At 62.9% G+C, this 21,888-nt stretch carries 25 protein-coding genes; 10 read left to right on the top strand and 15 right to left on the bottom strand.

Annotated elements, in window-relative coordinates:
• Positions 1 to 99: 99 nt before the first annotated feature.
• Positions 100 to 234, bottom strand: coding sequence for a hypothetical protein (locus X741_RS1000000171600; RefSeq protein ID WP_013894968.1), 135 nt, complete (start codon positions 232 to 234; stop codon positions 100 to 102).
• Positions 235 to 572: 338 nt separating this feature from the next.
• On the bottom strand, positions 573 to 758 hold the full coding sequence (locus tag X741_RS139340) for a hypothetical protein (protein WP_023763386.1): 186 nt from the start codon (positions 756 to 758) through the stop codon (positions 573 to 575).
• Positions 759 to 982: 224 nt separating this feature from the next.
• Between X741_RS139340 and X741_RS139345 the strand changes: the two genes are divergently transcribed.
• Complete coding sequence (locus X741_RS139345) at positions 983 to 1,882, top strand: LysR substrate-binding domain-containing protein (protein ID WP_013894970.1); 900 nt, start codon at positions 983 to 985, stop codon at positions 1,880 to 1,882.
• Between the two features lie 27 nt (positions 1,883 to 1,909).
• On the opposite strand, the gene X741_RS139350 is transcribed toward X741_RS139345, so the two are convergent.
• The 9 genes from X741_RS139350 to X741_RS139390 form a co-directional block, all read right to left on the bottom strand.
• Positions 1,910 to 2,863: an alpha/beta hydrolase gene (locus X741_RS139350; protein WP_023780428.1), complete on the bottom strand. Its 954-nt coding sequence runs from the start codon at positions 2,861 to 2,863 to the stop codon at positions 1,910 to 1,912.
• A 251-nt stretch (positions 2,864 to 3,114) separates the two neighbouring features.
• Positions 3,115 to 3,300, bottom strand: a complete 186-nt coding sequence (locus X741_RS1000000170585) for a hypothetical protein (protein ID WP_023780427.1) — start codon at positions 3,298 to 3,300, stop codon at positions 3,115 to 3,117.
• A 178-nt stretch (positions 3,301 to 3,478) separates the two neighbouring features.
• The gene (locus X741_RS139360; RefSeq protein ID WP_032928370.1) at positions 3,479 to 5,626 is read right to left on the bottom strand and encodes an ASKHA domain-containing protein; all 2,148 of its coding nucleotides are present in this window, start codon (positions 5,624 to 5,626) and stop codon (positions 3,479 to 3,481) included.
• Positions 5,577 to 6,551: a methyltetrahydrofolate cobalamin methyltransferase gene (locus X741_RS139365; RefSeq protein WP_023780425.1), complete on the bottom strand. Its 975-nt coding sequence runs from the start codon at positions 6,549 to 6,551 to the stop codon at positions 5,577 to 5,579. The genes X741_RS139360 and X741_RS139365 overlap by 50 nt, the downstream gene beginning before the upstream one ends.
• Before the next feature lie 81 nt (positions 6,552 to 6,632).
• Positions 6,633 to 7,724 carry a methylenetetrahydrofolate reductase gene (locus tag X741_RS139370; RefSeq protein ID WP_013894976.1) on the bottom strand — a complete coding sequence of 364 codons (1,092 nt, stop codon included), beginning with the start codon at positions 7,722 to 7,724 and terminating at the stop codon, positions 6,633 to 6,635.
• Positions 7,721 to 8,350 (bottom strand): methylenetetrahydrofolate reductase C-terminal domain-containing protein, encoded by a 630-nt coding sequence (locus X741_RS139375; protein ID WP_023780424.1) that lies wholly within the window; start codon positions 8,348 to 8,350, stop codon positions 7,721 to 7,723. Before X741_RS139375 ends, X741_RS139370 begins: the two co-directional genes overlap by 4 nt.
• Entirely contained in the window at positions 8,343 to 8,645 is a 303-nt protein-coding gene (locus X741_RS139380; RefSeq protein WP_023780423.1) for a virulence factor, read from the bottom strand. The genes X741_RS139375 and X741_RS139380 overlap by 8 nt, the downstream gene beginning before the upstream one ends.
• A gap of 203 nt (positions 8,646 to 8,848) precedes the next feature.
• Positions 8,849 to 9,631, bottom strand: coding sequence for a formyl transferase (locus tag X741_RS139385; RefSeq protein WP_023780422.1), 783 nt, complete (start codon positions 9,629 to 9,631; stop codon positions 8,849 to 8,851).
• A 112-nt stretch (positions 9,632 to 9,743) separates the two neighbouring features.
• Positions 9,744 to 10,319 (bottom strand): DUF4893 domain-containing protein, encoded by a 576-nt coding sequence (locus X741_RS139390; protein ID WP_023780421.1) that lies wholly within the window; start codon positions 10,317 to 10,319, stop codon positions 9,744 to 9,746.
• 149 nt (positions 10,320 to 10,468) lie between these two features.
• Between X741_RS139390 and X741_RS139395 the strand changes: the two genes are divergently transcribed.
• Positions 10,469 to 11,392 carry an NAD(P)-dependent oxidoreductase gene (locus tag X741_RS139395; RefSeq protein WP_023780420.1) on the top strand — a complete coding sequence of 308 codons (924 nt, stop codon included), beginning with the start codon at positions 10,469 to 10,471 and terminating at the stop codon, positions 11,390 to 11,392.
• 1 nt (position 11,393) lies between these two features.
• On the opposite strand, the gene X741_RS139400 is transcribed toward X741_RS139395, so the two are convergent.
• Positions 11,394 to 12,038, bottom strand: coding sequence for a DUF1638 domain-containing protein (locus X741_RS139400; RefSeq protein WP_023780419.1), 645 nt, complete (start codon positions 12,036 to 12,038; stop codon positions 11,394 to 11,396).
• Between the two features lie 67 nt (positions 12,039 to 12,105).
• Here X741_RS139400 and X741_RS03025 point away from each other — a divergent pair, with 67 nt between their 5' ends.
• Positions 12,106 to 12,240, top strand: coding sequence for an entericidin A/B family lipoprotein (locus tag X741_RS03025; RefSeq protein ID WP_013894983.1), 135 nt, complete (start codon positions 12,106 to 12,108; stop codon positions 12,238 to 12,240).
• Between the two features lie 100 nt (positions 12,241 to 12,340).
• Here X741_RS03025 and X741_RS139405 read toward each other — a convergent pair whose 3' ends face one another.
• Positions 12,341 to 13,039: a B12-binding domain-containing protein gene (locus tag X741_RS139405; protein WP_023780418.1), complete on the bottom strand. Its 699-nt coding sequence runs from the start codon at positions 13,037 to 13,039 to the stop codon at positions 12,341 to 12,343.
• A gap of 13 nt (positions 13,040 to 13,052) precedes the next feature.
• Between X741_RS139405 and X741_RS1000000170110 the strand changes: the two genes are divergently transcribed.
• The 7 genes from X741_RS1000000170110 (at position 13,053) to X741_RS1000000170580 (ending at position 19,849) form a co-directional block, all read left to right on the top strand.
• Positions 13,053 to 13,307, top strand: coding sequence for a hypothetical protein (locus X741_RS1000000170110; RefSeq protein ID WP_156937958.1), 255 nt, complete (start codon positions 13,053 to 13,055; stop codon positions 13,305 to 13,307).
• Positions 13,308 to 13,405: 98 nt separating this feature from the next.
• On the top strand, positions 13,406 to 14,980 hold the full coding sequence (locus X741_RS139410) for a trimethylamine methyltransferase family protein (protein ID WP_023780417.1): 1,575 nt from the start codon (positions 13,406 to 13,408) through the stop codon (positions 14,978 to 14,980).
• Between the two features lie 97 nt (positions 14,981 to 15,077).
• Positions 15,078 to 15,758 carry a 4Fe-4S dicluster domain-containing protein gene (locus tag X741_RS139415; RefSeq protein WP_023780416.1) on the top strand — a complete coding sequence of 227 codons (681 nt, stop codon included), beginning with the start codon at positions 15,078 to 15,080 and terminating at the stop codon, positions 15,756 to 15,758.
• Positions 15,759 to 15,857: 99 nt separating this feature from the next.
• Positions 15,858 to 16,595: a dienelactone hydrolase family protein gene (locus tag X741_RS139420; protein WP_023780415.1), complete on the top strand. Its 738-nt coding sequence runs from the start codon at positions 15,858 to 15,860 to the stop codon at positions 16,593 to 16,595.
• Positions 16,596 to 16,664: 69 nt separating this feature from the next.
• Positions 16,665 to 17,225 (top strand): RNA polymerase sigma factor, encoded by a 561-nt coding sequence (locus tag X741_RS139425; protein WP_023780414.1) that lies wholly within the window; start codon positions 16,665 to 16,667, stop codon positions 17,223 to 17,225.
• Positions 17,226 to 17,227: 2 nt separating this feature from the next.
• A complete protein-coding gene (locus X741_RS139430; RefSeq protein WP_023780413.1) occupies positions 17,228 to 19,369 on the top strand; it encodes a VWA domain-containing protein in 2,142 nt (713 codons plus the stop codon).
• 210 nt (positions 19,370 to 19,579) lie between these two features.
• Positions 19,580 to 19,849, top strand: a complete 270-nt coding sequence (locus X741_RS1000000170580) for a hypothetical protein (protein WP_023780412.1) — start codon at positions 19,580 to 19,582, stop codon at positions 19,847 to 19,849.
• Between the two features lie 15 nt (positions 19,850 to 19,864).
• Here the strand turns inward: X741_RS1000000170580 and bmt are convergent, their stop codons facing one another.
• Complete coding sequence (gene bmt, locus X741_RS139440) at positions 19,865 to 20,887, bottom strand: betaine--homocysteine S-methyltransferase (RefSeq protein ID WP_023780411.1); 1,023 nt, start codon at positions 20,885 to 20,887, stop codon at positions 19,865 to 19,867.
• A 116-nt stretch (positions 20,888 to 21,003) separates the two neighbouring features.
• Complete coding sequence (locus tag X741_RS139445; protein WP_023780410.1) at positions 21,004 to 21,861, bottom strand: helix-turn-helix transcriptional regulator; 858 nt, start codon at positions 21,859 to 21,861, stop codon at positions 21,004 to 21,006.
• Positions 21,862 to 21,888 lie beyond the last annotated feature (27 nt).

Here is a 21,888-nt window from a genome sequence, read left to right as displayed (position 1 = left end):
GAGCGGGTGAGGTCGAAACAAAAACGCCGCCTCGGCCAAGGCCGGGCGGCGTTGCAGTCATGGGAGCAGCGGCAGGGACGCGCTGCCCCGAAGAAATCTTCAGGCGACGAAGCCGAGGCGTGCAGCAGCCATGGCGCCGGTCTGGCCGGGCATGGTGTTGGCGAGGCGCTGACGCTCGAGGGCGGTCGTCAGGTTCATTTCGCGGCGGGCGAAGAGGCGGGCAAAAAGCTTCATGATCATCTCCATTCGGTTGCTCAGACGGGTCGCCTTCGCTTGATGGAGTGGGGCAGCTCGTTTGCTGCGGTGATATAGGCTTGTGTAAGCAGAAACTAAATCGCAAAAGCGAAGCGCTTGATATGAAAAGCGACATCAGATGCGACAAATTTGGGCATGATGCTCAGAATCTATTATTGTTTACAGCCGGTTAGTTCAAAAATCGGGATGCTATGCGGCTTGTTCATATGCGCCATGCAGCGGCAGCATGGCTCGTGAATTCATTTGAATGCAAATAAAATAGAGAAGGCCTGCCGGGCGGGTGGCGCGGCAGGCCTTCAGCATTTGATACACACGGTTTACTTTGCTCCAGCCCAGGATCCGATGCCGTTGCGAATACCGGCCTTGGCGTCGGAGGCTTCAGGCCAGCCAATATCCTTCTGCAGTTCGATCGGCAGGGAACGGATGGCACGTTCGGTCTGGTAGCGGGCACGGGCCTCGCTGAATTCGGTCGCGATGCGACCGATGGACGACAGGATAGACATTTCATTCTCCCTTCTGTGCCTGACGGGGATGCCAGGCAGTGGCTGGTTACGTCATGTCTGTTTCAGCTTCATTTCATGTCGAATGCGGGTCTGTGTCATGTTGGTTTCATGGGCTGCATTTGGCAGCATCCTGCTTCGACAAGATTGACTATCCTCCCAAACTGATGTTCAATCAAACGAAATGGAATGATGCTTTGTATCAGAAAAATTGAAGGTCGATCGCCATGAACGCCCCACTCAATCATCCGCTGCCGCTGCTCGATCTCGACGTTTTGCGCACTTTCGTGGCGATTGCCGAGACCGGCAGCTTCACCACCGCCGCCAACGCCGTCTTCCGCACGCCGTCTGCGGTGTCGATGCAGATCAAGAAGCTGGAGGACATTCTCGGCCGCTCGGTGTTCGCGCGCGACGCGCGTTCGGTGACGCTCACCACGGACGGCGAAATGCTGCTCGGCTATGCCCGCCGGCTCTTGTCGATCAACCGCGAGGTGGTGTCGAAGTTCATCATCCCCGATATCGTCGGCGTGGTGCGGCTCGGTTCGCCGGATGACTATGGCGAGCGCGTGCTGCCGCATGTGCTGAAGCGCTTCGCGCAGTCGCATCCCTCGATCGCGGTCGACGTCACCATCGACCAGAGCAGCAACCTACGCCGGCGCATGGACGACCGCGCGCTCGACATCACGCTGCTGACCAATTCCTACAAGACCAGCGCGCTCGGCGCCGAGGTGCTCTTGACCGAGCCGATCGTATGGGCCGGCGCCAAGGGCGGCTGCGCGCATCTGCGTGAGCCCTTGCCGGTGTCGCTATGGGAAGAGGGCTGCGCCTGGCGGGCCGGCGCGCTCGAAGCGCTGAGCCGCGAAGGGCGCAATTACCGCATTGCCTATATGAGCGCCCATACGGCCGGACAGCGGGCCGCCATCATGTCCGACCTCGCCGTGGCGCCGCTGCCGAAGTCCTTCCTCGGCAACGACATGGTCGAACTCTGCCCGAAGGATGGCATGCCCGACATCGGCACCTACAATCTGGCCATGGTGGTGGCGCCGGACGCCAGCGCTCCGGTCAAGGCTGTCGCCGACCACATCCGTGCGACCTTCGAAGTGTTCCGGGAAACCGGCAAGTTTTGATCCGCCGGGCGTGCGGGACTGAAAGCGCTACTCCGCCGCCTCGGCGGAGGGCGCTTCGAAGCTTGTTCTGGTGCCTTGGCTGATCGGTGCGCCGACGTCGTTGAGGAACGTGACGATGTGCTGGCGCGCGCGGCGCGATTCCGGCATGTCGATCAATGGCCAGACATGAAACATGCCTTCCTCGTACACGAGCTCGACCTCGACGCCTGCGCTGCGCGCTTTTTGCGCGAAGATCAGATTGTCGGGTGTGAGGAGATCGCGCGAGCCCGTCAGAAGCAATGTCTTGGGCAACACCGAGAGATCGCCATAGACCGGACTGATATGCCAGTCGGTGGGAAGCATTCCGGCACTGTAGAGCCGGATCGCCTCCCGTCCGCCGGCAATGCCCAACCAGGGATCGTTCCGCTCCGCTTCGAATACTGCGGGGTTTGCAAGCGAAACGTCGAGCCCTGGTGAAATCAGAACGTGGCGCGATGGCGGCGGCAGACCCTGTTCGGCCGCCATCATGGTCAGCACGACGGCCATGTTGCCGCCGGCGGAATCCCCCATGAAGACGATGTCCTCGGGCTCGGTCTCGTCGAGCATCCGGCGATAGACGTTGCCAACCATACCGAACATGGCGTGGAAGTCATGCTCGGGAGCGATGGGATAGATCGGTACGGTGACGGCATAGCCCAGACGGTCGGCCATGTCGGCAATCAGGTACCAATGATAGGGCGTGATTTCAAAGACATAGGCGCCGCCGTGCAGGTAGAGAATCCGCTTGCGCTCGCCGGCCCTGGGGGCGATCTCGTAGACCGGAAAGCCGTCGACTGCGCGCGTCTGGATGTCGAAACGCTGCTGCAGCGAGACCGGCGGATGATGATCTTCGGTCTTGCGCGCGGCGGCAATCCAGCGTTGCAGGTTTTCCGGGCTGGAAAACGCCTTTTTCCGGCTGTACCTGAGCACGAAGGAAACGAAGTGGCTTTTCAAACTTGGCATGCGCATACACGAGCTTCGGCGACAGCCGACTAAGAGAACTCCCCTTCTTTTTTGAAGATCGTGCACTGGCCGAAAATGTCAAGATTGACGCCGTGTGCAACACGGTGGTGTGATCCGCCGCGTGGATCCGACATACTGCGGTGGTCAGCGGCGCGGCAAGAGTGCGGCGCCCAATCGGTTGCTGGTGATCGCCGGGGACGTGCGAGGTCCCCGGCGGATGCCGAGCAATTTGCATTTGTCGGCGAAGGTCATCAGCGTGACGTACCCAGACGCAGCGCGGTGAGCGCGGCCTGCGGATCATTCTGCGGCGATGCCGGCCAGCCGATGTCTTTTTGGACATGTGCCGGCAGGCTGTTCAGCGCGCGGGTCGCCCTGTTCCTGGCGTGGGCCTGCCTGATGGTCGCACCGAAGCGGCCGAGATTTTCGAACATCGACATTTTCATCTCCCTTGAAGAGCAGCGGCGGCCGGGGGTTTATTCGTGGCCGCCGTGCAATGCCGGGTAAATGCGCCTGCCATGTATCGGATGGATTTCGCGAAAACAGCGTTTTGGTTTCCGGATCGGGCGATCCGGAAACATTTGCATACAAATGAAATTGAATGCGTAAGGGCGCGGCCTATTCCCGGCCGCGCCTTGCCGCGTGACCTTCGCGTGAACGCCGGCGCGGTGTGGCGTCGCCGGCGACGCCATCCTCGCTGACCGTCTTGCGTGGCGGCAATTTCACCGCCGCCGACAATTTCGGGAACGGATCGACCTTGTTGGGCAGCGCCATGGCATAGACGAAATGCTCCTGGAATTTCGGCTCCAGCGCGGTCTCGATCTTCTCGATCTGGCTCACCGTCTCCTCGATCTCGCGGCGATAGCCGCGATTGAGCAGCGCCATGCGCGCACCGGCGCCGGCGGCGTTGCCGACGGCCGAGACCTTGTCGAGATCGCAATCGGGGATCAGCCCCAGCACCATGGCGTATTTCGGATCGATGAAGGAACCGAAGGCGCCGGCGAAGTGGATGCGGTCGACATGCTCGGTGTTCTGCTTTTCCATCAACAGCTTGGTGCCGGCATAAAGGGCCGCCTTGGCAAGCTGAATGGCGCGCACGTCGGTCTGGGTGATGGTGATCTTGGGCCCGTCTTCCTTCGACGCAGAGCCTTCCTTTAGTACGTAGGAGAAGGTGCGGCCATTGGCGACGACCCGCGGCGAGCGCGCGGCCAGCGATCCGTCGACGACGCCATCCTCGGAAATGATGCCGGCGAGATACATCTCCGCCACGATCTCGATGATGCCGGAGCCGCAGATGCCGGTGACGCCGGTCGCCTGCACGCTGTCGAGGAAGCCCGGTTCGTCGGACCACAGTTCGGAGCCGATGACGCGGTATTTCGGCTCCAGCGTCTCCGGATCGATGCGCACCCGCTCGATGGCGCCCGGTGCGGCGCGCTGGCCGCCGGAGATTTCGGCACCCTCGAAGGCGGGACCGGTCGGAGAAGAGGCGGCCACGACCCGCTTGCGGTTGCCCAGCACGATCTCTGCATTGGTGCCGACGTCGACAATCAGCATCATCTCGTCCTGGCGGTGCGGGCCTTCCGACAGCGTCACCGCCGCCGCATCGGCGCCGACATGGCCGGCGATGCAAGGCAGCATGTAGAGCCGGGCGCCCTGGTTGAGCTTCAGGCCGATGTCGGAGGCCTTGATGCGCACCGCTCCGGAGACGGCGAGCGCGAAGGGCGCGCCGCCGAGTTCGGTCGGATCGATGCCGAGGAACAGATGGTGCATGATCGGATTGCCGACGAAGACGGAATCCAGGATGTCGTTGCGCTGGACGTTGCCTTCCGCGCAGACCTTGTCGACAAGGCTGGAGATCGCTTCGCGCACGGCGACCGTCATGCCTTCGCGGCCGTCCGGGTTCATCATCACGTAGGAGACACGGCTCATCAGATCCTCGCCGAAGCGGATCTGCGGGTTCGACGTGCCCGATGAGGCGGCGACGCGGCCGGACAGCAACGACACCAGATGCATGGCGATGGTGGTCGAGCCGATATCGCAGGCAAGGCCATAGGCCTCGTTCTTGAGGCCCGGCCACAGCGCGATGACCCGCGCTATGTCGCTTTCGGCATCCTTGTGAATGGCCGCGGTCGCGGTCCAGTTGCCCTTGCGCAGGATGCCCTGCACCTGCGGCAGCAGATAGAAATCGAATTCGAGGTTCTTGAAGCCCCAGTCCTTCATCAGCGCGATCTTGAGCCGATCGAGGTCGCCTGATGGATTGTGCATGTCGGGCTCTTCGATCTCGACATAGCACATGCGGATCGCCGTATCGCGGGCGATCACCCGGGTGTCGGCATCCTTGCGGATGGTCTGCGCATTGATGACCGTGTCCTGCGGCACGTCGATGACGAGGTCGCCGAGGATCTGCGCCGAGCAGGAGAGGCGGCGCCGTTCGGGCAGGCCGCGCACGCGCTCGTAGCGCTCTTCCTTGGGACCTTTGGGCGAAATGTGCTCGTTGGACGAGACGATCTTGTGCTTGGCGAAATTGCCTTCCTGCACCTCGACCTGGCAGCGCCCGCACGTGGCGCGTCCGCCGCACACGCTTTCGACATAGACGCCAAGCTGGCGCGCGGCATCCAGAACCGGCGTGCCGACAGGAAACCGCCCGCGCTTGCCCGATGGCATGAACAGCACGAGCGGATCGGTGATGTTTGCAGGTGAATTCACGATTGCGCGCTTATCCCCGGCCCATCCGGGCCTCACGACCGCCACGGCGGCGGCCACCATTGCCGGCGCCGTCGCCCGGCGCATTGACCTGCGTCGGCGCCGCGACCGCATGGCCGCCTTCGGCCGGCTTGTAATCCTTGTAGGTGCGGATCCAGTTGGTGCAGTTCTCATCGGTGCCGTTGAGCACATTGGCGCCGCGCACGGCTTCCATTTCCTGCGGACGCACCGGGTTCATGATCGCCGAGGTCATGCCGGCGCCGATCACCATCGGGATGAAGGCGGCGTTGATGCCGTGGCGGTGCGGCAGGCCGAACGAGATGTTGGACAGGCCGCAGGTGGTGTTGACCTTGAGTTCCTCACGCAGGCGGCGCAGCAGCGCGAACACCTGGCGGCCGGCATCGCCCAGCGCGCCGATCGGCATGACCAGCGGGTCGACGACGACGTCATGCGCCGGAATGCCGAAATCGGCACAGCGCTGCACGATCTTCTTGGCGACGGCGAAACGCACGTCCGGGTCCATCGAGATGCCGGTCTCGTCATTGGAGATGGCAACGACCGGCACATTGTATTTCTTGATCAGCGGCAGGATGGCTTCGAGCTTTTCCTCTTCGCCGGTGACGGAGTTGACCAGCGGGCGGCCCTTGGCGACCTTGAGCGCCGCCTCGATCGCGGCGGTGACGGAGGAGTCGATCGACAGCGGCAGGTCGACGAGGCCCTGGACGATCTCCAGCGTCTGCACCAGCAGCGCCGGCTCGGTTGCGTTGGGATCGACCGCGGTCACGCCTGCGTTGACGTCGAGCATGGTGGCGCCACAAGCGGCCTGTTCCAGCGCGTCCTTGATGACGGTCTCGAAGTTGCCGGCGATCATCTCGGCGGCGAGCTTCTTGCGGCCGGTAGGGTTGATGCGCTCGCCGATCACGCAGAAGGGCTGGTCGAAGCCGATGATGATTTCTCGTGTCGCCGAGGCGACGATGGTCCGGGTCATGAAATCTCTCCGTCGTGATATAAAGAGTTCTTTATATCGTTATCTCTTCTCGATCAAGCGAATGGTCGCTCTCCGCACGGATCAATGCGCGGTCTTCACCATGTCCACCTGGGTTTCGGTAATCTCGTCGTGCAGGATGTGGTCGAGCCGGTCGGCGACCATCTGGTCGTCGCGGCGAATCTCGCGCTTCCAGGGCTGGCGACCCTTGAGCACGCCCGATTCATCGACGATCTCGGCGACGTATTCCTCCTGGCGGTAGGCCATCACATGGATGCCCGAGACGCCGGGGATTTCCTTCACCTCGTTGATGATGTCGGTGCAGAGCTGCTTGCCTTCCTTTTTCTGGTCCTGGGCGCCCTCCAGCCGCTTGATGATGGCGTCCGGGATATGGATGCCCGGCACGTTGGAGCGGATCCACTTGGCCGTCTTGGCCGAGGCGAGCGGGCCGACGCCGCACAGGATGAACACCTTTTCTGTATGCCCCAAGTCCCGCGCCTTCTGCATGAAGGTCCTGAACATCGGCACGTCGAAACAATACTGCGTCTGTACGAACTGCGCGCCGGCGGCGATCTTCTTGCCGAGATGGATCGGGCGGAAATCGAAGGGCGGCGCGAACGGATTGACGGCGGCACCCAGGAACAGCTGCGGCGGCGTGGTGAGCTTGCGGCCGGACAGGAACTTGCCGTTGTCGCGCATGATGCGGCAGGTCTCGAGCAGCGACATGGAATCGAGGTCGAACACCGGCTTGGCGCCGGGCTGGTCGCCGGCCTGGACGCCGTCGCCGGTCAGGCACAGCATGTTGGCGACGCCCATCGCGGCACCGCCGAGCACGTCGCCCTGGATGGCGATGCGGTTCTTGTCGCGGCAGGCGATCTGCATGATCGGTGCATAGCCCATGCGGGTCAGCAGCGCGCAGATGCCGACCGACGACATGTGGCAGTTGGCGCCGGACGCGTCGACCGCGTTGATGGCGTCGACCCAGCCGTCGAAGATCTTCGCCCTGTTGTAGACGTCTTCCGGATCGGCGCTGTCTGGTGGATTGAGCTCGGTGGTCACCGCGAATTCGCCGCGCCGCAGCACGCGCTCGAGCCGGCCACGCGAGGTATGGCCGGGCAGGGGGTCGAGCGGCAGGTGAATGCCGGCCGGGTTCTCGTCACGCTGGCGGCCGATCATGCGGCGGCTCCGGTCTTGGCATCTGCGGTTTTGGCATCGGCCGCGGCCTGACGGGCCGCCGCCGCCTGCGCGGTGACGCGCAGCCAGGCCGAGGTTTCGCGCAGCGACTGGTCGACCGGCTTCTGCACGGCCAGGATCTTGTCGGAGTTGACCATGTTTTGCGAGCCTTCCCAGGCCTTGACCCAGACGCAAGGCATATCAGGCTCGACCTCGCAATTGCCGTTGGCGCGCACGCCGCCGCAGGGACCGTTGCGCAACTGCTTGGGGCAGTTCATCGGACACGACATGCCGGTCGAGGACAATATGCATTGGCCGCACATGCGGCAGTCGAACATGAAGCCTTTTACGCGCTTCTCGACGAACTTGATCGGGGCCTCGACGCGGCCGTAGCCGATGCCTTTCCACAAGGGATGCAGCAGCAGGAACATGTCGGCGAACCTGGAGTAGAACCATTCGAGCAATCGCGAGTGCCGGATCGACCACAGCCTGACGGCGAACGAGCGCTGCACGCGCCGCTGTGGCGACACGTCGGCCGGCTTGTAGTCGGATTTCGGCGCTGCCTTCTTGTTGAGCGTGGCCTGGGTAACCGCCGCCGCTTCGGTCTTGACGGGAGTGGTCTCAGACATTTTCTTTGCCGCCCGCCTTTACCAGAGCGACCAGCCGCTCACGGTCATACTTCGCGTCGATATCGTTGAATGCCTTTTCGACCTCGGCTTCGAGGTCGTCGCCGACCAGAACCGGATCGGCCTTGCGCCATTCGGCCAGATAGTCGTCCGTGCCGCCGGCGCCGGTGCGCATGGCGCACATGTCGATCGCCTCGGTGAAGCGTAAAGGCAGCTCACGCTTGGCATTCTGCCGGCCTTTCTTGACGATGACCTGGGCAGGGATGTCGCGCCAGTAGACGACGATCAGATCGGCCATGAATTCTCACTCCTCGAACTATCGAGCATTGCCGCATGCGCAATGGGCCCGCTTGTTATGGGACGACGCGCGCGCATTCAAAAGCGACGCATTTCGATGTCGTAAAATGAAAGGTGCGTTTATTCGTTTCCGGCACGGGCGACGGCAGGCCTGGCTCGACGGAAAAGCCGGCGTGCGGCAAGTGGCTCCGGACGAAGAATACGTTACCAGATGCCGGTTCTGATGCCTGTCCAGACGTAGAACCAGATCGTCGGGTGGTACCATTGCCGCGACGGCAGGCCGGGGTCGAAGGTGGCGAGCTTTCCGGCCAGCACGTCGCTGATGGCCTCGACGCAGATGTCGAGCGAGAATGCGGTCTGCCGGAGCGCATAGCTGGAAATAGTGTCGCCTGGTTTGGGCTGACCGCGCACCTGTTTCAGCACGGCACCGGTGTCGACGCCGGGATCGACCAGATGCACGGTGGTGCCGAAATTCTCGCGATCGCCCGATGCCAGGGCCCAGTAGCCGCCATTCATGCCGCGGTATTTCGGCGTGATGCCGGCGTGATAGTTGAGCACCGGGCAAGGCATCCTGGCCAACATGTCCTTCGACAGCAGCCGGCAGCCGTTGAGCAGGACGACGCCAGGCTGGAGCTTCTGGATCGCCTCGAGGCACTCCGGCCCGTTGGCCGAGGCAACATGGATGATCTCCTGGTCCCGCCTTGGCTCGGTCTCGAGTTTCTCCTCGGCGATCAACCGTGCGGCATGGCTGACGAGGAACCGTTTGCCCAGCCTGCTCAGCACCATCGTACCAAGCTGGCCGATGGCGGAGATCCAGCCCTGGCGGCGCGCCCGGCCAATCAGCAATTGCTTTTTGGATTCAGGCGTTTCGAGGACGACGCTTACAGGGCCGACGCGGTCCGCGATCGCGTTGATCATGGCCCAGACATGCTGGCCTCCTCCGGTGACGACCACGATCGGACGCGGACTGGACTGCGATGCTGCCATGGATCTTGCCACCCTCCAAGCGACCCGTTCTCGACAATGGGCGGATGCTAGGCGGGGCGGGTTAATTGTTGGTGTGTCCAAAGCTCGCCAGGCGAGACATCAACGGACCCGGTCAGCGCTTGAATTCGAGGATGTCGAGCTTCGATTCATAGTAAGGGGCGGGAAATTCGATGCGCCATTCGCTGGCGCCGGTGCGGAAGGCATAGCCGACCTGGTCGCTCTGCGGGCCGCTGCCGTAAGGCTTTGCCGGATCCTCGTTGACGGTGAAGGAGCCGAGATAGATCGCGCGCTTCTCGCTGTCGTCGAAAAACCGGCCCTGGGTTCGCTGCGAGCCGCTGATCTTTTCCAGCCGCCAGCCGGAGCCGTCGTCAGTCACCTTGCATTTGAACCAGCCATAGATGACGAGCGGGCTCAGGCCGCCGGCCTTGATGGTGCGGCACTTCCAGTTGCCGGTCAGGTCCTTGTCGGAAAAGGACACCAGGGGCTTGGCCAGCAAGGCATCGAGCTGCTTGACCTCGGCCGGGTTGCCGGCCTTCGCCTCGGTGAGGGCTGCCTTGCGCGTCTCGCCATATTTGTCGAGGCGTGTCTTGTCGGCCGGTGTGATCAGCTTCTGCACCTCGCCGTCGGCAAGGGCGGGCAGGGTGCAGCAGAGCAGGCCGATGGCGGCGAAAAGGGGACGAAGCATCATCTGGGACTCCCTGATAAAATGGCAATCGATAAAAATGGCAGTTAATGTCTGGAGCGGTGCCGCTGCCGGCCGATGCCTGACTTTACCGGGTCGCTCGCGCCTGTCATCCGTGCTTAACAGCGTCACCATCAAAAATCATGGTGTGAGGCATGCGAATCTTGCTGACGGGATCGTCGGGTTGGCTGGGCGGCGCGCTGGCGCCGCGGCTGCGGGGCCTTGGTCACGAGGTGATAGGTCTCGACCCCGTTCCATCTGTTGAAACGCAGATGATCGGCTCGATCGCCGACCGTGACCTGGTCATGCGGGTGGTCGGTGACAATCGTATCGAAGCCATCATCCACAGCGGCGCGCTGCACAAGCCCAACATAGAAAGCCGCGCCAACAGCGATTTCGTGACGACCAACGCACAGGGTACGCTGAACCTGCTCGACGCGGCGGTGGCGGCCGGTATGGAGCGTTTCGTCTTCACGTCGACGACCTCGCTGATGATCTCGCAGGCGATACGCGACGGGTTCAGTGGCGGTGCGCGCAAGGCGGCCTGGCTGACGGAAGAGATGTCGCCGGAACCGCGCAACATCTATGGCGTCACCAAGCTTTCGGCCGAACATCTCTGCCGCCTCTATCACCTTCAGCACGGCCTGCCGGTGGTCGTGCTGCGCACCGCCCGTTTCTTTCCCGAGGCCGACGACATGGCGCATGCCATCGAACAGTCTGATTCCAACACCAAGGCGAATGAATTGCTGTTCCGGCGGCTGACCGTCGAAGACGCGGCCGAGGCTCATGTCGCTGCCTTGGAGAAGGCGCCGCAGCTTGGCTTCGACATCTTCATCGTCTCGGCGCCGACCCCGTTTCAGCCCGGCGACTGCGACGCGCTGATCAGGGACGCGCCATCGGTCGTCGCGCGCTATTTCCCTGACTTTCCGGCGCTTTACGCGCGAAAGGGCTGGACGATGTTTTCCTCCATCGACCGGGTCTACGATGCGTCGCGGGCGCGGGACAGGCTGGGTTTCGTCTGTAAGACGAGCTTCGCCGATGTGCTGGCGGCGCTGCGGGTGGAAGAGAGTCCGGCTTAGATTAGCGCTGGCGCGGGGCGGCGCCAGCCGCGGCTTGTGCCATTCCGGCCGTCAGGTCGCCATAGCCCGTCGCGCGCCGCTCATAGGCGAGGCCGAGCAGGGCGGCGGCCTTTTCCGCGACCTTGTCGAGCTCCGGATCGTCGGTCTGGGCGAGATAGATCAGCTTCTCGTAATTGCCGAAATAGTCCTTGATCAGCTCCGGGTGCTTGTCGAGGCCGAGCGGCTTCATGAAGAAGGCGTCGAACTGACGACACAGGAAATCCGTCATGTAGAAGGACATCATGTCGTCGTCGTCGACCTTCGCATAGGCGTCCATGCCTTGGTAGAAGGCGAAGCAATGCGGGCCGTCCATGCGCTCGACGCCGTGCTTCTCGCAGACCCGGTCGAGCAGGCCGCCAGTGCCGCAATCGGCATAGCCGACGAAGATGTGCTTGTGGCCCTCCGCCTTGGCCTTCTCGATCGCCTTGTCCATGGCGGGCGCGATGCGGTCGGGATAGAAATGAAACTCCGCCGGCAGACAGGTCAATTCGAGGTGATCGAGCCCGAGCTGTTCCTTGACGGCCAACACCTCGCGCGCAATCATCCCGCAGGCGATGACGAGCAGCCTGTCTTCTTGATTCGGTTTCGTTTTCAGTGTTTTGGCCATGGAACCAGCCGAGCCGGCCTTCGTTGCTGTGGGGTTAATTTTTATCTTTTTGAGGGAGACACCATCCATGAAACTGCTACGCATCGCACCAATTGCCATTCTTGCCTGTGCGCTGGCCCTTACAGCTTGCGCGAACACTGTCCGCGGCGTCGGCAAGGACGTCAAGTCGACGGCCAGGGCGGTCAAGGATACCGTCAACTGATCGGCAGCCTCGTCCGTCATTTGGGAACAAAAAAGCCGCGCTGCAAGGCGCGGCTCTTTCCATCGGCCATGCCGGCCACTGTTCATGCCGGATTGGCCAATCAGGACGCAGCGCGCACATTGTGCTTGCGCTTCATGTAGTCCTTGGCGGTCTCGACCGCCACGGCGGCATCGCGGCAATAGGCATCGGCGCCGACGGCCTTGCCGAATTCCTCGTTGAGCGGCGCGCCGCCAACCAGCACGACATAGTCGTCGCGGATGCCCTTTTCCTTCATCGTGTCGATGACGACCTTCATGTAGGGCATGGTCGTGGTCAGCAATGCCGACATGCCGATGATGTCGGGCTGGTGCTGCTCGATGGCATCGAGATATTTCTCGACCGCGTTGTTGATGCCGAGGTCGATGACGTCGAAGCCGGCGCCCTCCATCATCATGCCGACTAGGTTCTTGCCGATGTCGTGGATGTCACCCTTGACGGTGCCGATCACCATCTTGCCCTGCTTGGGCGCTCCGGTGGCGGCCAGCAGCGGACGCAGGATGAACATGCCGGCCTTCATGGCGTTGGCCGACAACAGCACTTCGGGAACGAACAGGATGCCGTCGCGAAAATCCTCGCCGACGATGCGCATGCCTTCGACCAGCGCCTCGGTCAGCACCTTGTAGGGCACCCAGCCGCGCTCGAGCAGGATCCGCGTGCCTTCCTCGATCTCTTCCTTCAGCCCGTCATAGAGATCGTCGTGCATCTGCTGCACCAACTCATCGTCGGAAAGCTCGGAAAGGATGATCTCGTCGTCGGCCATTTTNGAGATCGTCGTGCATCTGCTGCACCAACTCATCGTCGGAAAGCTCGGAAAGGATGATCTCGTCGTCGGCCATTTTGATCCAACTCCTCACGGCATCGCGACTGCGTCGCAAGGCACAACAGATTTGCGTCCATACCTAACCCGCTGGGGGCGGGTATCCATAGCTGATTTGCGACTTCCCGCAAAAGGAAAGCGACTGGAAAATCTATTGGTTTTCTTGTCGATTTTGCGACAGGCGTTGGCGCGGACGGGCCGTTTCGAATAGGGTGCATGGCTACGATCCGGCGAAAGCCGCGCCATGCGGCCGCAACGGTTACGGACCGGTCCATATCGAGGCCCGGCCATATTCAGGGAAGAGCGATCATGAGCGAACACGCGGCAGTCGACCAGGAAGCGTCAAACGCGCGGCGTGGGCGAGGCGCCAGCGGTGGAGCGGCGGCCAGGCGCGCGGCGCGCTCCGGCGGCGGCCCCGGCACGCAGCTCACCTACATCAAGCGCAAGATCAACGTCTATGAGGTGCTCAACGAAGAGGGCCTGGCGCTGATCGAGAAGAACACCGACACGGTGCTGGAAGAGATCGGCATCATCTTCCGTGACGACGCCGAAGCGCTGCAACTGTGGAAAGAGGCGGGCGCCGACGTCAAGGGCGAGCGCGTGCATTTCCCGAAAGGTCTCTGCCGTTCGCTGCTGAAGACCGCGCCGTCCGTCTACATCCAGCATGCCCGCAATTCCGAGCGTTCGGTGCAGATCGGCGGCAATGCCACCGTGTTCGCGCCGGTCTACGGCCCGCCCTTCGTGCGCGATCTCGACGGTGTCAGGCGCTATGCCACGATCGAGGATTTCCGGAATTTCGTGAAGCTTGCCTATATGGCGCCGTCGATCCACCATTCGGGCGGCACGGTGTGCGAGCCTGTCGACGTGCCGGTCAACAAGCGCCACCTCGATATGATCTACAGCCACATCAAATATTCCGACAAGCCGTTCATGGGCTCGGTGACCGCGCCGGAGCGCGCCGAGGATACGGTGGCCATGGCCAAGCTGGTGTTCGGCGACGATTTCGTCGAGAACAACACGGTGCTGACCAGCCTGATCAACGCCAACTCGCCGATGGTATTCGACGAGACCATGCTGGGCGCGCTCAAGGTCTATTCGCGCCACAACCAGGCCTGCATCGTGACGCCGTTCATCCTGGCCGGCGCGATGAGCCCGGTGACGGTTGCCGGCACGCTGACGCAGGTCCTGGCAGAGGTGCTCGCCGGCGCATCGTTCACGCAGCTGATCCGGCCGGGCGCGCCGGTGCTGTTCGGCACCTTCGCCTCGTCGATCTCCATGCAGTCGGGCGCGCCGACCTTCGGTACGCCGGAGCCATCGCTGGTCTCCTACGGCGCGGCACAGCTCGCACGCCGCCTCGGCCTGCCGTTCCGCACCGGCGGTTCGCTCTGCGCCTCGAAAATCCCCGACGCGCAGGCGGCCTATGAGAGCGCCAACACGCTGAACTCGACCATCCTGGCCGGCACCAATTTCGTGCTGCATTCGGCCGGCTGGCTCGAAGGCGGGCTGGCGTCCTGCTACGAGAAGTTCATGATGGACATCGACCAGCTCGGCATGACGCAGAAATTCTCCGAGGGCGTCGACCTGTCGGAGAACGGCCAGGCGATGGACGCCATCCGCCAGGTTGGGCCGGGCAGCCACTATCTCGGCTGCGACCACACGCAGGCGAATTTCCAGACCGCCTTCTACCGCTCCAACATCGCCGACAACAATTCCTATGAGCAGTGGCTGGCCGAGGGCGAGAAGACCGCGCCGCAGCGCGCCAACGACCTCGCGCGCCGCTGGCTGGAAAGCTATGAGGCGCCGCATCTCGATCCGAGCATCGACGAGGCCCTGAAGGACTTCATCGCCAAGAAGAAGGGGTCGATGCCCGACGCCTTCACGTGAAAGGAGCCCGAGTCAGGCGGGGCTAAAGTCGCCAACATCATCCACAAGGAAGTCTGGCGGAGCGCGTTCTCCGATCCGGTCAAGAAGGAATGATGTTGTGCGCGGCATGATCGAGGAGATCACGGCCGCGCTTGGCGCCAATGGCCTCATCCTGCGTGGCGGCTTTGCGTTTGCAAACAGCGACGAGGCACCTGATGGCGTCTCGGGCGCGCCGGCAAAATCCGTCTTGCTGGTGGGGCAGGCGGGGGCGGATCCTTGGCCGCATTTCCTGCGCTGGCGCGAGCAGCAGCCGCAGCAAATCGCCAATCCGCTCGACAACTGGTCGCGCCAGGTCATCGGCGCGGTGGCGGAGGCATTCGGCGCACGCGCGGTTTCGCCCTCGGACAGGCCTTATTTGCCATTCCAGCAATGGGCAATGCGGGCGGAGGGGCTGAAGCCGTCGCCGCTCGGCATCCTCATGCACCCGCAATACGGGCTTTGGCATGCCTATCGCGGCGCGCTGCTGTTCGAGGACGAGATCGCGCTTCCGGAGCATAATGAGGCGATCCATCTTTGCGATGGCTGTGTCGAGAAACCGTGCCTGAAATCCTGTCCGGTCGACGCCTATTCCACTGAAGGGTTCGCCTACCAGGCCTGCCTTGCGCATGTGCGGGGAGCGAATGGCGGGCCGTGCCGCGGCGGCGGCTGCCTGGACCGCAATGCCTGCCCCTATGGTACGTCCAATCGCTATCCTCCCGAAGTCCAGGCCTTCCACATGGCGAGCTTTGCACGCCTGTAGATCCAGGCGGCATGCCGCACGAAATCTTGAACGCGCTTTGCGCCTTGCCCATCCGCCCAGCGCCGATATGTATCGCTCGACACCTAGTCGGAGCAGGCGATGACGAAGCAGGACCTTCAGATCAAAACCGGGGATGGCATTGCCAAGGCAGGGCTGTTCCGCCCGGCGGACCCTTCTCGAGCCAAGGCCGGCGTCGTGCTCTATATGGATGCGTTCGGGCCACGGCTGACGCTCGACGGCATGGCCGAGCGGCTGGCGAACGAAGGTTATGCGGTGCTGGTACCCGACCTGTTCTATCGCAATGCGCCCTACGGGCCCTTCGATGCCAAGACCGCTTTTGCCGTGGAGCATACCAAGACCGCGCTGACGGCGCTGATCAGCGGCACGACGCAGGAGATGACGATCCGCGACAGCGGCGCCTTCCTCGATGCGCTCGCCATGGAGGGCGTCACCGGGCCGGTCGGGACAATCGGCTACTGCATGGGCGGCGCGCGAGCGCTGAACGCGGCCGCGAGCTACCCCGATCGCATCGCCGTGGCAGCGAGCTTCCATGGCGGCAATCTGGCCAGCGACGCCGCCGACAGCCCGCATCGCAAGGCGGCCTCGATCAAGGCTCGTGTCTATGTCGGCACGGCCGGTATCGACAGGAGTTTCCCGCCGGAACAGTCGGGGCGGCTGGAGGAGGCGCTCAGAGCAGCGGAAGTCGACCATACGATCGAGAACTATGTCGGCATGGCGCATGGCTGGTGCGTGCCGGACCACAGCGTCTTTGATGCTGCCGGCGCGGAGCGGCATTGGAAACGGCTGATTACCCTGCTTGCGGAAACGCTGGGGTAGGACTGCGGCCAAAAAAATCTTTGCATCACCCCAAGGATCAGCCATTAGCCTTCGTCCAACAGGCAAATGATGGCGATGATGCTGGATGAGAGCGAAGCCTCCGACGCCGAACTGATCGGGCGGGCGAAGGGCGGAGACAGGGGGGCTTTCGGCACATTGCTGGAGCGTCACTACGACTTCGTCTATCGTGCCGCCTATCGCTGGTGCGGCAAGAAGGCGGATGCCGAAGACATCGCCCAGGAAGTCTGCGTGCGGCTCGGCAAGGCGATCCGCGACTATCGCGGCGGCGGCGCCTTCACGACATGGCTCTATTCCGTGACGATGAACGCCGCGCGAGACATGATGCGCAAGACCGCGCGCGAGACGGTCAAGACCGAGGCCTACGGCGTTCATGCGCTGATTTCCGGCGAGGCCTTGGCCGAGAGCGAGGATCCCGCCGAGGCCCTATGGGCAGCGGTGCGGCAGTTGCCGGACAAGCAGCGCGACGCGGTGCTGCTGGTCTATGGCGAGGGATTGAACCACGCGGCCGCCGCGGAGGCGATGGCGATCTCGGAGACGACGGTTTCCTGGCACATCCATGAAGCGAAGAAACGGCTGAAGACGCTGATGCGTTCGGCCGGGGAAGTGTGACCATGGTCGACGACAACGAACTCAAGAGACTGCGCGATGCAGCAGTACCGGCGCCCAGCGAGAACGCGAAGGCACGTGCCTTCGAAGCCGCCATGCGTGCCTATGATCAGGAAAATATTTCCGCCGTCACCCAAGGATCGGTTGGCGGTCTTCGTCTCACAGAGCGAGCACAAAAGCTCTGGAGCGAGATCATGCAAAAGAAACTCATTGCCACGCCGGCCCTTGCCGGGCTCGTCGCCCTGCCGATCGCCGGATACGCCACCTTCCATCTCCTAAGGGAACAGCCGCCTGAATTCGGCGGCGACGAGAAGATCACCGAGACGCTGGCCGACAAGCCGGCGACCGTGAGGCCGTTGGCCAAGCAGGCGCCGGGAGATCAGGCGGTCAACGGGCCGCTCGCAACGAGCTTGCCGGAGAAAGACAAGAAGGCGGACGCGGATGTGGAAAGCCGCGATGCGACGGATGCCCTTGTGGCACCGGCCTCGCCGCCGAAATCCGAACCCACTGTTGCTGGAGGTTTGGCGCAGCAGAATGCGCAGGGACAGGTTGCGCCGGCTGAACCGGCACCGGCGGCGCCAACGGGCGAATTCGCATTGGATAGCACTAGCGCGCCCAGCACATCGCGGGTCGCACGCATGCCTGCCGCCGAGTCCAAGCTGATGGCGCCGCAACAGCCTGCCACCGCACCGGCCGACCAGATCGCGCCCCAGGAAGAAAACCGCGACCGCGTCCAGGATTTCAAGACCAATCCGGTGCATGCGGCCCTGGAGGATCCGGTCTCGACCTTCTCGATCGATGTCGACACGGCATCCTATTCCTTCGTGCGCCGTTCGCTGAAGGAAGGCTTCGTGCCGCAGGCCGATACGGTGCGCGTCGAGGAGATGATCAACTACTTCCCTTATGACTGGAAGGGGCCGGACTCGGCGTCGACGCCGTTCAACTCGACTGTCAGCGTCATGCCGACGCCATGGAACACGCACACCAAGCTGATGCACGTCGCCATCAAGGGCTTTGACGTCAAGCCGGCCGAACAGCCGAAGGCCAATTTGGTGTTCCTGATCGACGTCTCGGGCTCGATGGACGAACCGGACAAGCTGCCGCTGCTCAAGTCGGCGTTCCGGCTGTTGGTCAGCAAGCTGAAGGCTGACGACACCATCTCGATCGTCACCTATGCGGGCGATGCCGGCACCGTGCTGATGCCGACGAAGATTGCCGAGAAGGACAAGATCCTCAATGCCATCGACAATTTGCAGCCGGGCGGCTCGACCGCAGGCGAGGCCGGCATCAAGGAAGCCTACAAGCTTGCCCAGCAGTCCTTCATCAAGGACGGCGTCAACCGCGTGATGCTTGCCACCGACGGCGACTTCAATGTCGGCCAGACCGATGATGACGACCTGAAGCGGTTGATCGAGCAGGAGCGCAAGACCGGGGTTTTCCTGTCGGTGTTCGGTTTTGGCCGCGGCAATCTGAACGATGAGATGATGCAGACCATCGCTCAGAACGGCAACGGCACGGCCGCCTACATCGATACGCTGGCCGAGGCCGAGAAGGTGCTGGTCGAGGATGCCTCCTCGACGCTGTTCACCATCGCCAAGGACGTGAAGATCCAGGTCGAATTCAATCCAGACAAGGTCTCGGAATACCGGCTGATCGGCTACGAGACCCGGGCGCTGAACCGCGAGGATTTCAACAATGACCGCGTCGATGCCGGTGATATCGGGTCGGGCCACTCGGTCACCGCGATCTACGAGATCACGCCCAAGGGCAGCGGCGGCGAGCAGATCGATCCGCTGCGCTATGGCCAGGCGGGGGTGAACAATGGCGGCGTCGCCAATGCGGACGAGTATGCCTTCGTCAAGATCCGCTACAAGCTGCCGAACGAAGACGTCTCGAAGCTGATCACCACGCCGGTGACCTCGGCCAACGAGGTCGCGTCCTTCGACCAGGCCAGCACCGACCAGCGTTTCTCCGTCGCCGTCGCGGCCTTCGGCCAAAAACTGCGCGACGAGGATGCGACCGCCAAGTTCGGCTACGACAAGATCATGGAGATTGCCACCGCCGCCCGAGGAGCCGACCCGTTTGGGTACAGGTCCGAGTTCCTTTCGCTTGTGCGCCTTGCCTCGGCGCTGGGCGGTAACCGGTAGTGGCAATACGCCGGTTCCTCTCAGACGGGGGTCGTTCTGATACGGGGAACCGGCCTACGGGCGGGTGAGGCAGGCCGGCGAGGGATCCATTCCCTTGCCGGCCTTTTTTGAATTTTCCCGGATCGTTAAATTGCACTCGATTTCCGGTACCGGATCGCAACTCCCCTCACGTTACACCGGCCATGTCTACGGGGCTTGAGGGAGCCGGAATTGCAGATCAGGACTATCGCCAACTCGACACCGCCGGCACGGGACGCTTCGGCGGTTTCATTAGCCCCATCATCCGAAGCCAGACGCATCAGCGACGATGTCGCGCAGGCGCGCAACACCGCCATGTCGGCTCTGACCAACGACCGCTTCCGCGTCATGCTGGAGCAGATCACCGACCCGGCTGCATCCGGCGCGCTGATGACGATGCACGGCGACAATGTGGTTGATTTCAAGTCGGCGCAGTCGAGCTACGCCGACAATAGCGAGTAACCGAACCCGACAAAGTCAGGCGCGACTGCGGCGACGCTCGCGACGGGCTTCGCTGGTCTCGGCGGTGTTTTCCGTCGCCACCTTGTTGCGCATCGGGCCGATGCGCTCGACAATTTTCTCAACCGTCGGACGATCCGCCTTGGTATGCGCATCGAGCGCCTTGCGCATTGCGGCAAGGTGCTGGAACGAGGTGCCGCAGCAGCCGCCGACGATTTTCGCGCCGGCATCGACGGCGAGACGGACATAGTCGGCCATCAGCTCCGGGGTGCCGGAATAGTGGATCTCGGCGCCACGAAATTCGGGAATGCCGCAATTGCCCTTGACGATCACCGTCGCCTCCGGCTTCGCGTCGGTCATGTCGAGCAGCGAGGCGAGGATATCGGAAGCGCCAACGCCGCAATTGGCGCCAACGCCGAGCGGCGATTGCGACAGGCCGTCGGTGACGCCGTGGATGTCTTTCGGCAGCAGGCCCATCATGGTGCGGCCGGCGGTGTCGAACGAGCCGGTGTAGGTATAGGGCAGTCCGACGCGGATCGCCGCTTCGGCGGCCGCGCGGATCTCGTCGGGCGCCGACATGGTTTCGATCCAGGCGACTTCGGCGCCGCCTTCCTTGAGACCCTCGATCTGCTCGGCGAAGGCGTTGACCGCTTCGTCATAGGTCATGGCGCCAAGCGGCATCAGCAATTCGCCGGTCGGGCCGACGGAGCCGGCGACGATCACCTTGCGGCCGGCCTTGTCGGCGACAGCACGGGCGATCTCGGCGGCGCGCTTGTTCAGCGCATGCACGCGGTCCTGCGCATGATGCAGCTTCAGCCGGTGACGGGTGCCGCCGAAGGAGTTGGTCAGGATGATGTCGGCGCCGGCATCGACGAAGTTCTGGTGCAGACTGGTGATGGTGTCGGGCGCCGTCTCGTTCAGCAGCTCCGGCGCCTCGCCGGCTTCCAGACCCATGGCGAACAAATTGGTGCCTGTGGCGCCATCGGCCAGCAGCACGCCTTTTTCAGCCAGCAGCGCATCGATCGGGTTGGTCGTCGTCATCGGATTGGCTTTCGTGTTTCGAATTCGAATAAGGATATAAAGAAGTCTTTATGTCCAGTCAATGAAATAGCAGTGAGATGGCCGGGGGCGATAGCCTGTTCGCGGCGCCACGATGATCAGAGAGTGCCCGACGGGAACGCCATGCCGGCCAGATTGCGCGCGAAGGCGGCCGCTTCATGCGGGTTGATGTCGGCGGCACGGATCAGATTGTCGAAATGCCGGGTCAGCGCCTGGACCGGCTGTGTGGCGTTCAGCACCACATACATGTCGCCGACATAGATGGCGGCGCGATAAGGACCGAAGATGGTGAGCGGGATCGAATAGCGCATGCGGCCGTCATAGAGAAACAGGCGGAAGGTCGGGTAGAGATCGTCAAGCAGCGTCGCCATATGGGCGAGCTGCTGCCGGCGGTCGGCCTCCGGAAAGCGGTCCCAGACGCCGAGGCCGCGCGCAAAGATTTCCAGTGTGTGGCGCGGCATGCAGACTTCCATGTCGGTTTCCGGGCGCCGGTTGTATTCGATGCGGTATTGCGTCTCGCTGGCCTGTGCCAGACGGCTCCTGTTGGTGATGTTGGCCTCATAGTCGACCAGCGCACGCGTGCGCAGAAGATCGGGAATGCCGGCCGGCACATAGCGGATCTTGGTGCCTGCAGCTTCAGCGAACCATTTGGCGAGCAGCGTTCGGTCGAAACCGTCGGGTGCCTCCTCGATCTCCAGGCTTTCGCGGATTTCACCGGTGACACCTTCGTCCTGGCTTAAGCCCAGCAGCCAGTCGAGCGACACCTTGAATTCGGCGGCGATGTTGAGCAGCGTCTCGGCCCGCGGCAGGCGCGTCGAGGCGCCCGACATCAGCTGCGACAACGCCGAGCGATCGATGCCGACAGCGGTCGCGAAAGCCGACTGGTTCAGGTCGGAGCGTGTCAGGAGCAGCTTCAGACGCTCCCGAAAGATTGCTGACAGGTCCCGTTTGTCCATCGCTTCGCTCCCCGAATCATGAGGAAA

This window comes from Mesorhizobium sp. LNHC221B00, from assembly GCF_000502935.1.
GTDB classification, from domain to species: Bacteria; Pseudomonadota; Alphaproteobacteria; order Rhizobiales; family Rhizobiaceae; genus Mesorhizobium; species Mesorhizobium opportunistum.
This window is presented reverse-complemented; position numbering and strand designations above follow the sequence as displayed.

What these genes read in the sequence shown, in the direction of transcription:
- X741_RS1000000171600 (WP_013894968.1), bottom strand. Translation starts at nt 234, where the DNA reads ATGAAGCTTTTTGCCCGCCTCTTCGCCCGCCGCGAAATGAACCTGACG.
- X741_RS139340 (WP_023763386.1), bottom strand. Translation starts at nt 758, where the DNA reads ATGTCTATCCTGTCGTCCATCGGTCGCATCGCGACCGAATTCAGCGAG.
- X741_RS139345 (WP_013894970.1), top strand. Translation starts at nt 983, where the DNA reads ATGAACGCCCCACTCAATCATCCGCTGCCGCTGCTCGATCTCGACGTT.
- X741_RS139350 (WP_023780428.1), bottom strand. Translation starts at nt 2,863, where the DNA reads ATGCCAAGTTTGAAAAGCCACTTCGTTTCCTTCGTGCTCAGGTACAGC.
- X741_RS1000000170585 (WP_023780427.1), bottom strand. Translation starts at nt 3,300, where the DNA reads ATGTCGATGTTCGAAAATCTCGGCCGCTTCGGTGCGACCATCAGGCAG.
- X741_RS139360 (WP_032928370.1), bottom strand. Translation starts at nt 5,626, where the DNA reads ATGGTGGCCGCCGCCGTGGCGGTCGTGAGGCCCGGATGGGCCGGGGAT.
- X741_RS139365 (WP_023780425.1), bottom strand. Translation starts at nt 6,551, where the DNA reads ATGACCCGGACCATCGTCGCCTCGGCGACACGAGAAATCATCATCGGC.
- X741_RS139370 (WP_013894976.1), bottom strand. Translation starts at nt 7,724, where the DNA reads ATGATCGGCCGCCAGCGTGACGAGAACCCGGCCGGCATTCACCTGCCG.
- X741_RS139375 (WP_023780424.1), bottom strand. Translation starts at nt 8,350, where the DNA reads ATGTCTGAGACCACTCCCGTCAAGACCGAAGCGGCGGCGGTTACCCAG.
- X741_RS139380 (WP_023780423.1), bottom strand. Translation starts at nt 8,645, where the DNA reads ATGGCCGATCTGATCGTCGTCTACTGGCGCGACATCCCTGCCCAGGTC.
- X741_RS139385 (WP_023780422.1), bottom strand. Translation starts at nt 9,631, where the DNA reads ATGGCAGCATCGCAGTCCAGTCCGCGTCCGATCGTGGTCGTCACCGGA.
- X741_RS139390 (WP_023780421.1), bottom strand. Translation starts at nt 10,319, where the DNA reads ATGATGCTTCGTCCCCTTTTCGCCGCCATCGGCCTGCTCTGCTGCACC.
- X741_RS139395 (WP_023780420.1), top strand. Translation starts at nt 10,469, where the DNA reads ATGCGAATCTTGCTGACGGGATCGTCGGGTTGGCTGGGCGGCGCGCTG.
- X741_RS139400 (WP_023780419.1), bottom strand. Translation starts at nt 12,038, where the DNA reads ATGGCCAAAACACTGAAAACGAAACCGAATCAAGAAGACAGGCTGCTC.
- X741_RS03025 (WP_013894983.1), top strand. Translation starts at nt 12,106, where the DNA reads ATGAAACTGCTACGCATCGCACCAATTGCCATTCTTGCCTGTGCGCTG.
- X741_RS139405 (WP_023780418.1), bottom strand. Translation starts at nt 13,039, where the DNA reads ATGGCCGACGACGAGATCATCCTTTCCGAGCTTTCCGACGATGAGTTG.
- X741_RS139410 (WP_023780417.1), top strand. Translation starts at nt 13,406, where the DNA reads ATGAGCGAACACGCGGCAGTCGACCAGGAAGCGTCAAACGCGCGGCGT.
- X741_RS139420 (WP_023780415.1), top strand. Translation starts at nt 15,858, where the DNA reads ATGACGAAGCAGGACCTTCAGATCAAAACCGGGGATGGCATTGCCAAG.
- X741_RS139425 (WP_023780414.1), top strand. Translation starts at nt 16,665, where the DNA reads ATGGCGATGATGCTGGATGAGAGCGAAGCCTCCGACGCCGAACTGATC.
- X741_RS139430 (WP_023780413.1), top strand. Translation starts at nt 17,228, where the DNA reads ATGGTCGACGACAACGAACTCAAGAGACTGCGCGATGCAGCAGTACCG.
- bmt (WP_023780411.1), bottom strand. Translation starts at nt 20,887, where the DNA reads ATGACGACGACCAACCCGATCGATGCGCTGCTGGCTGAAAAAGGCGTG.
- X741_RS139445 (WP_023780410.1), bottom strand. Translation starts at nt 21,861, where the DNA reads ATGGACAAACGGGACCTGTCAGCAATCTTTCGGGAGCGTCTGAAGCTG.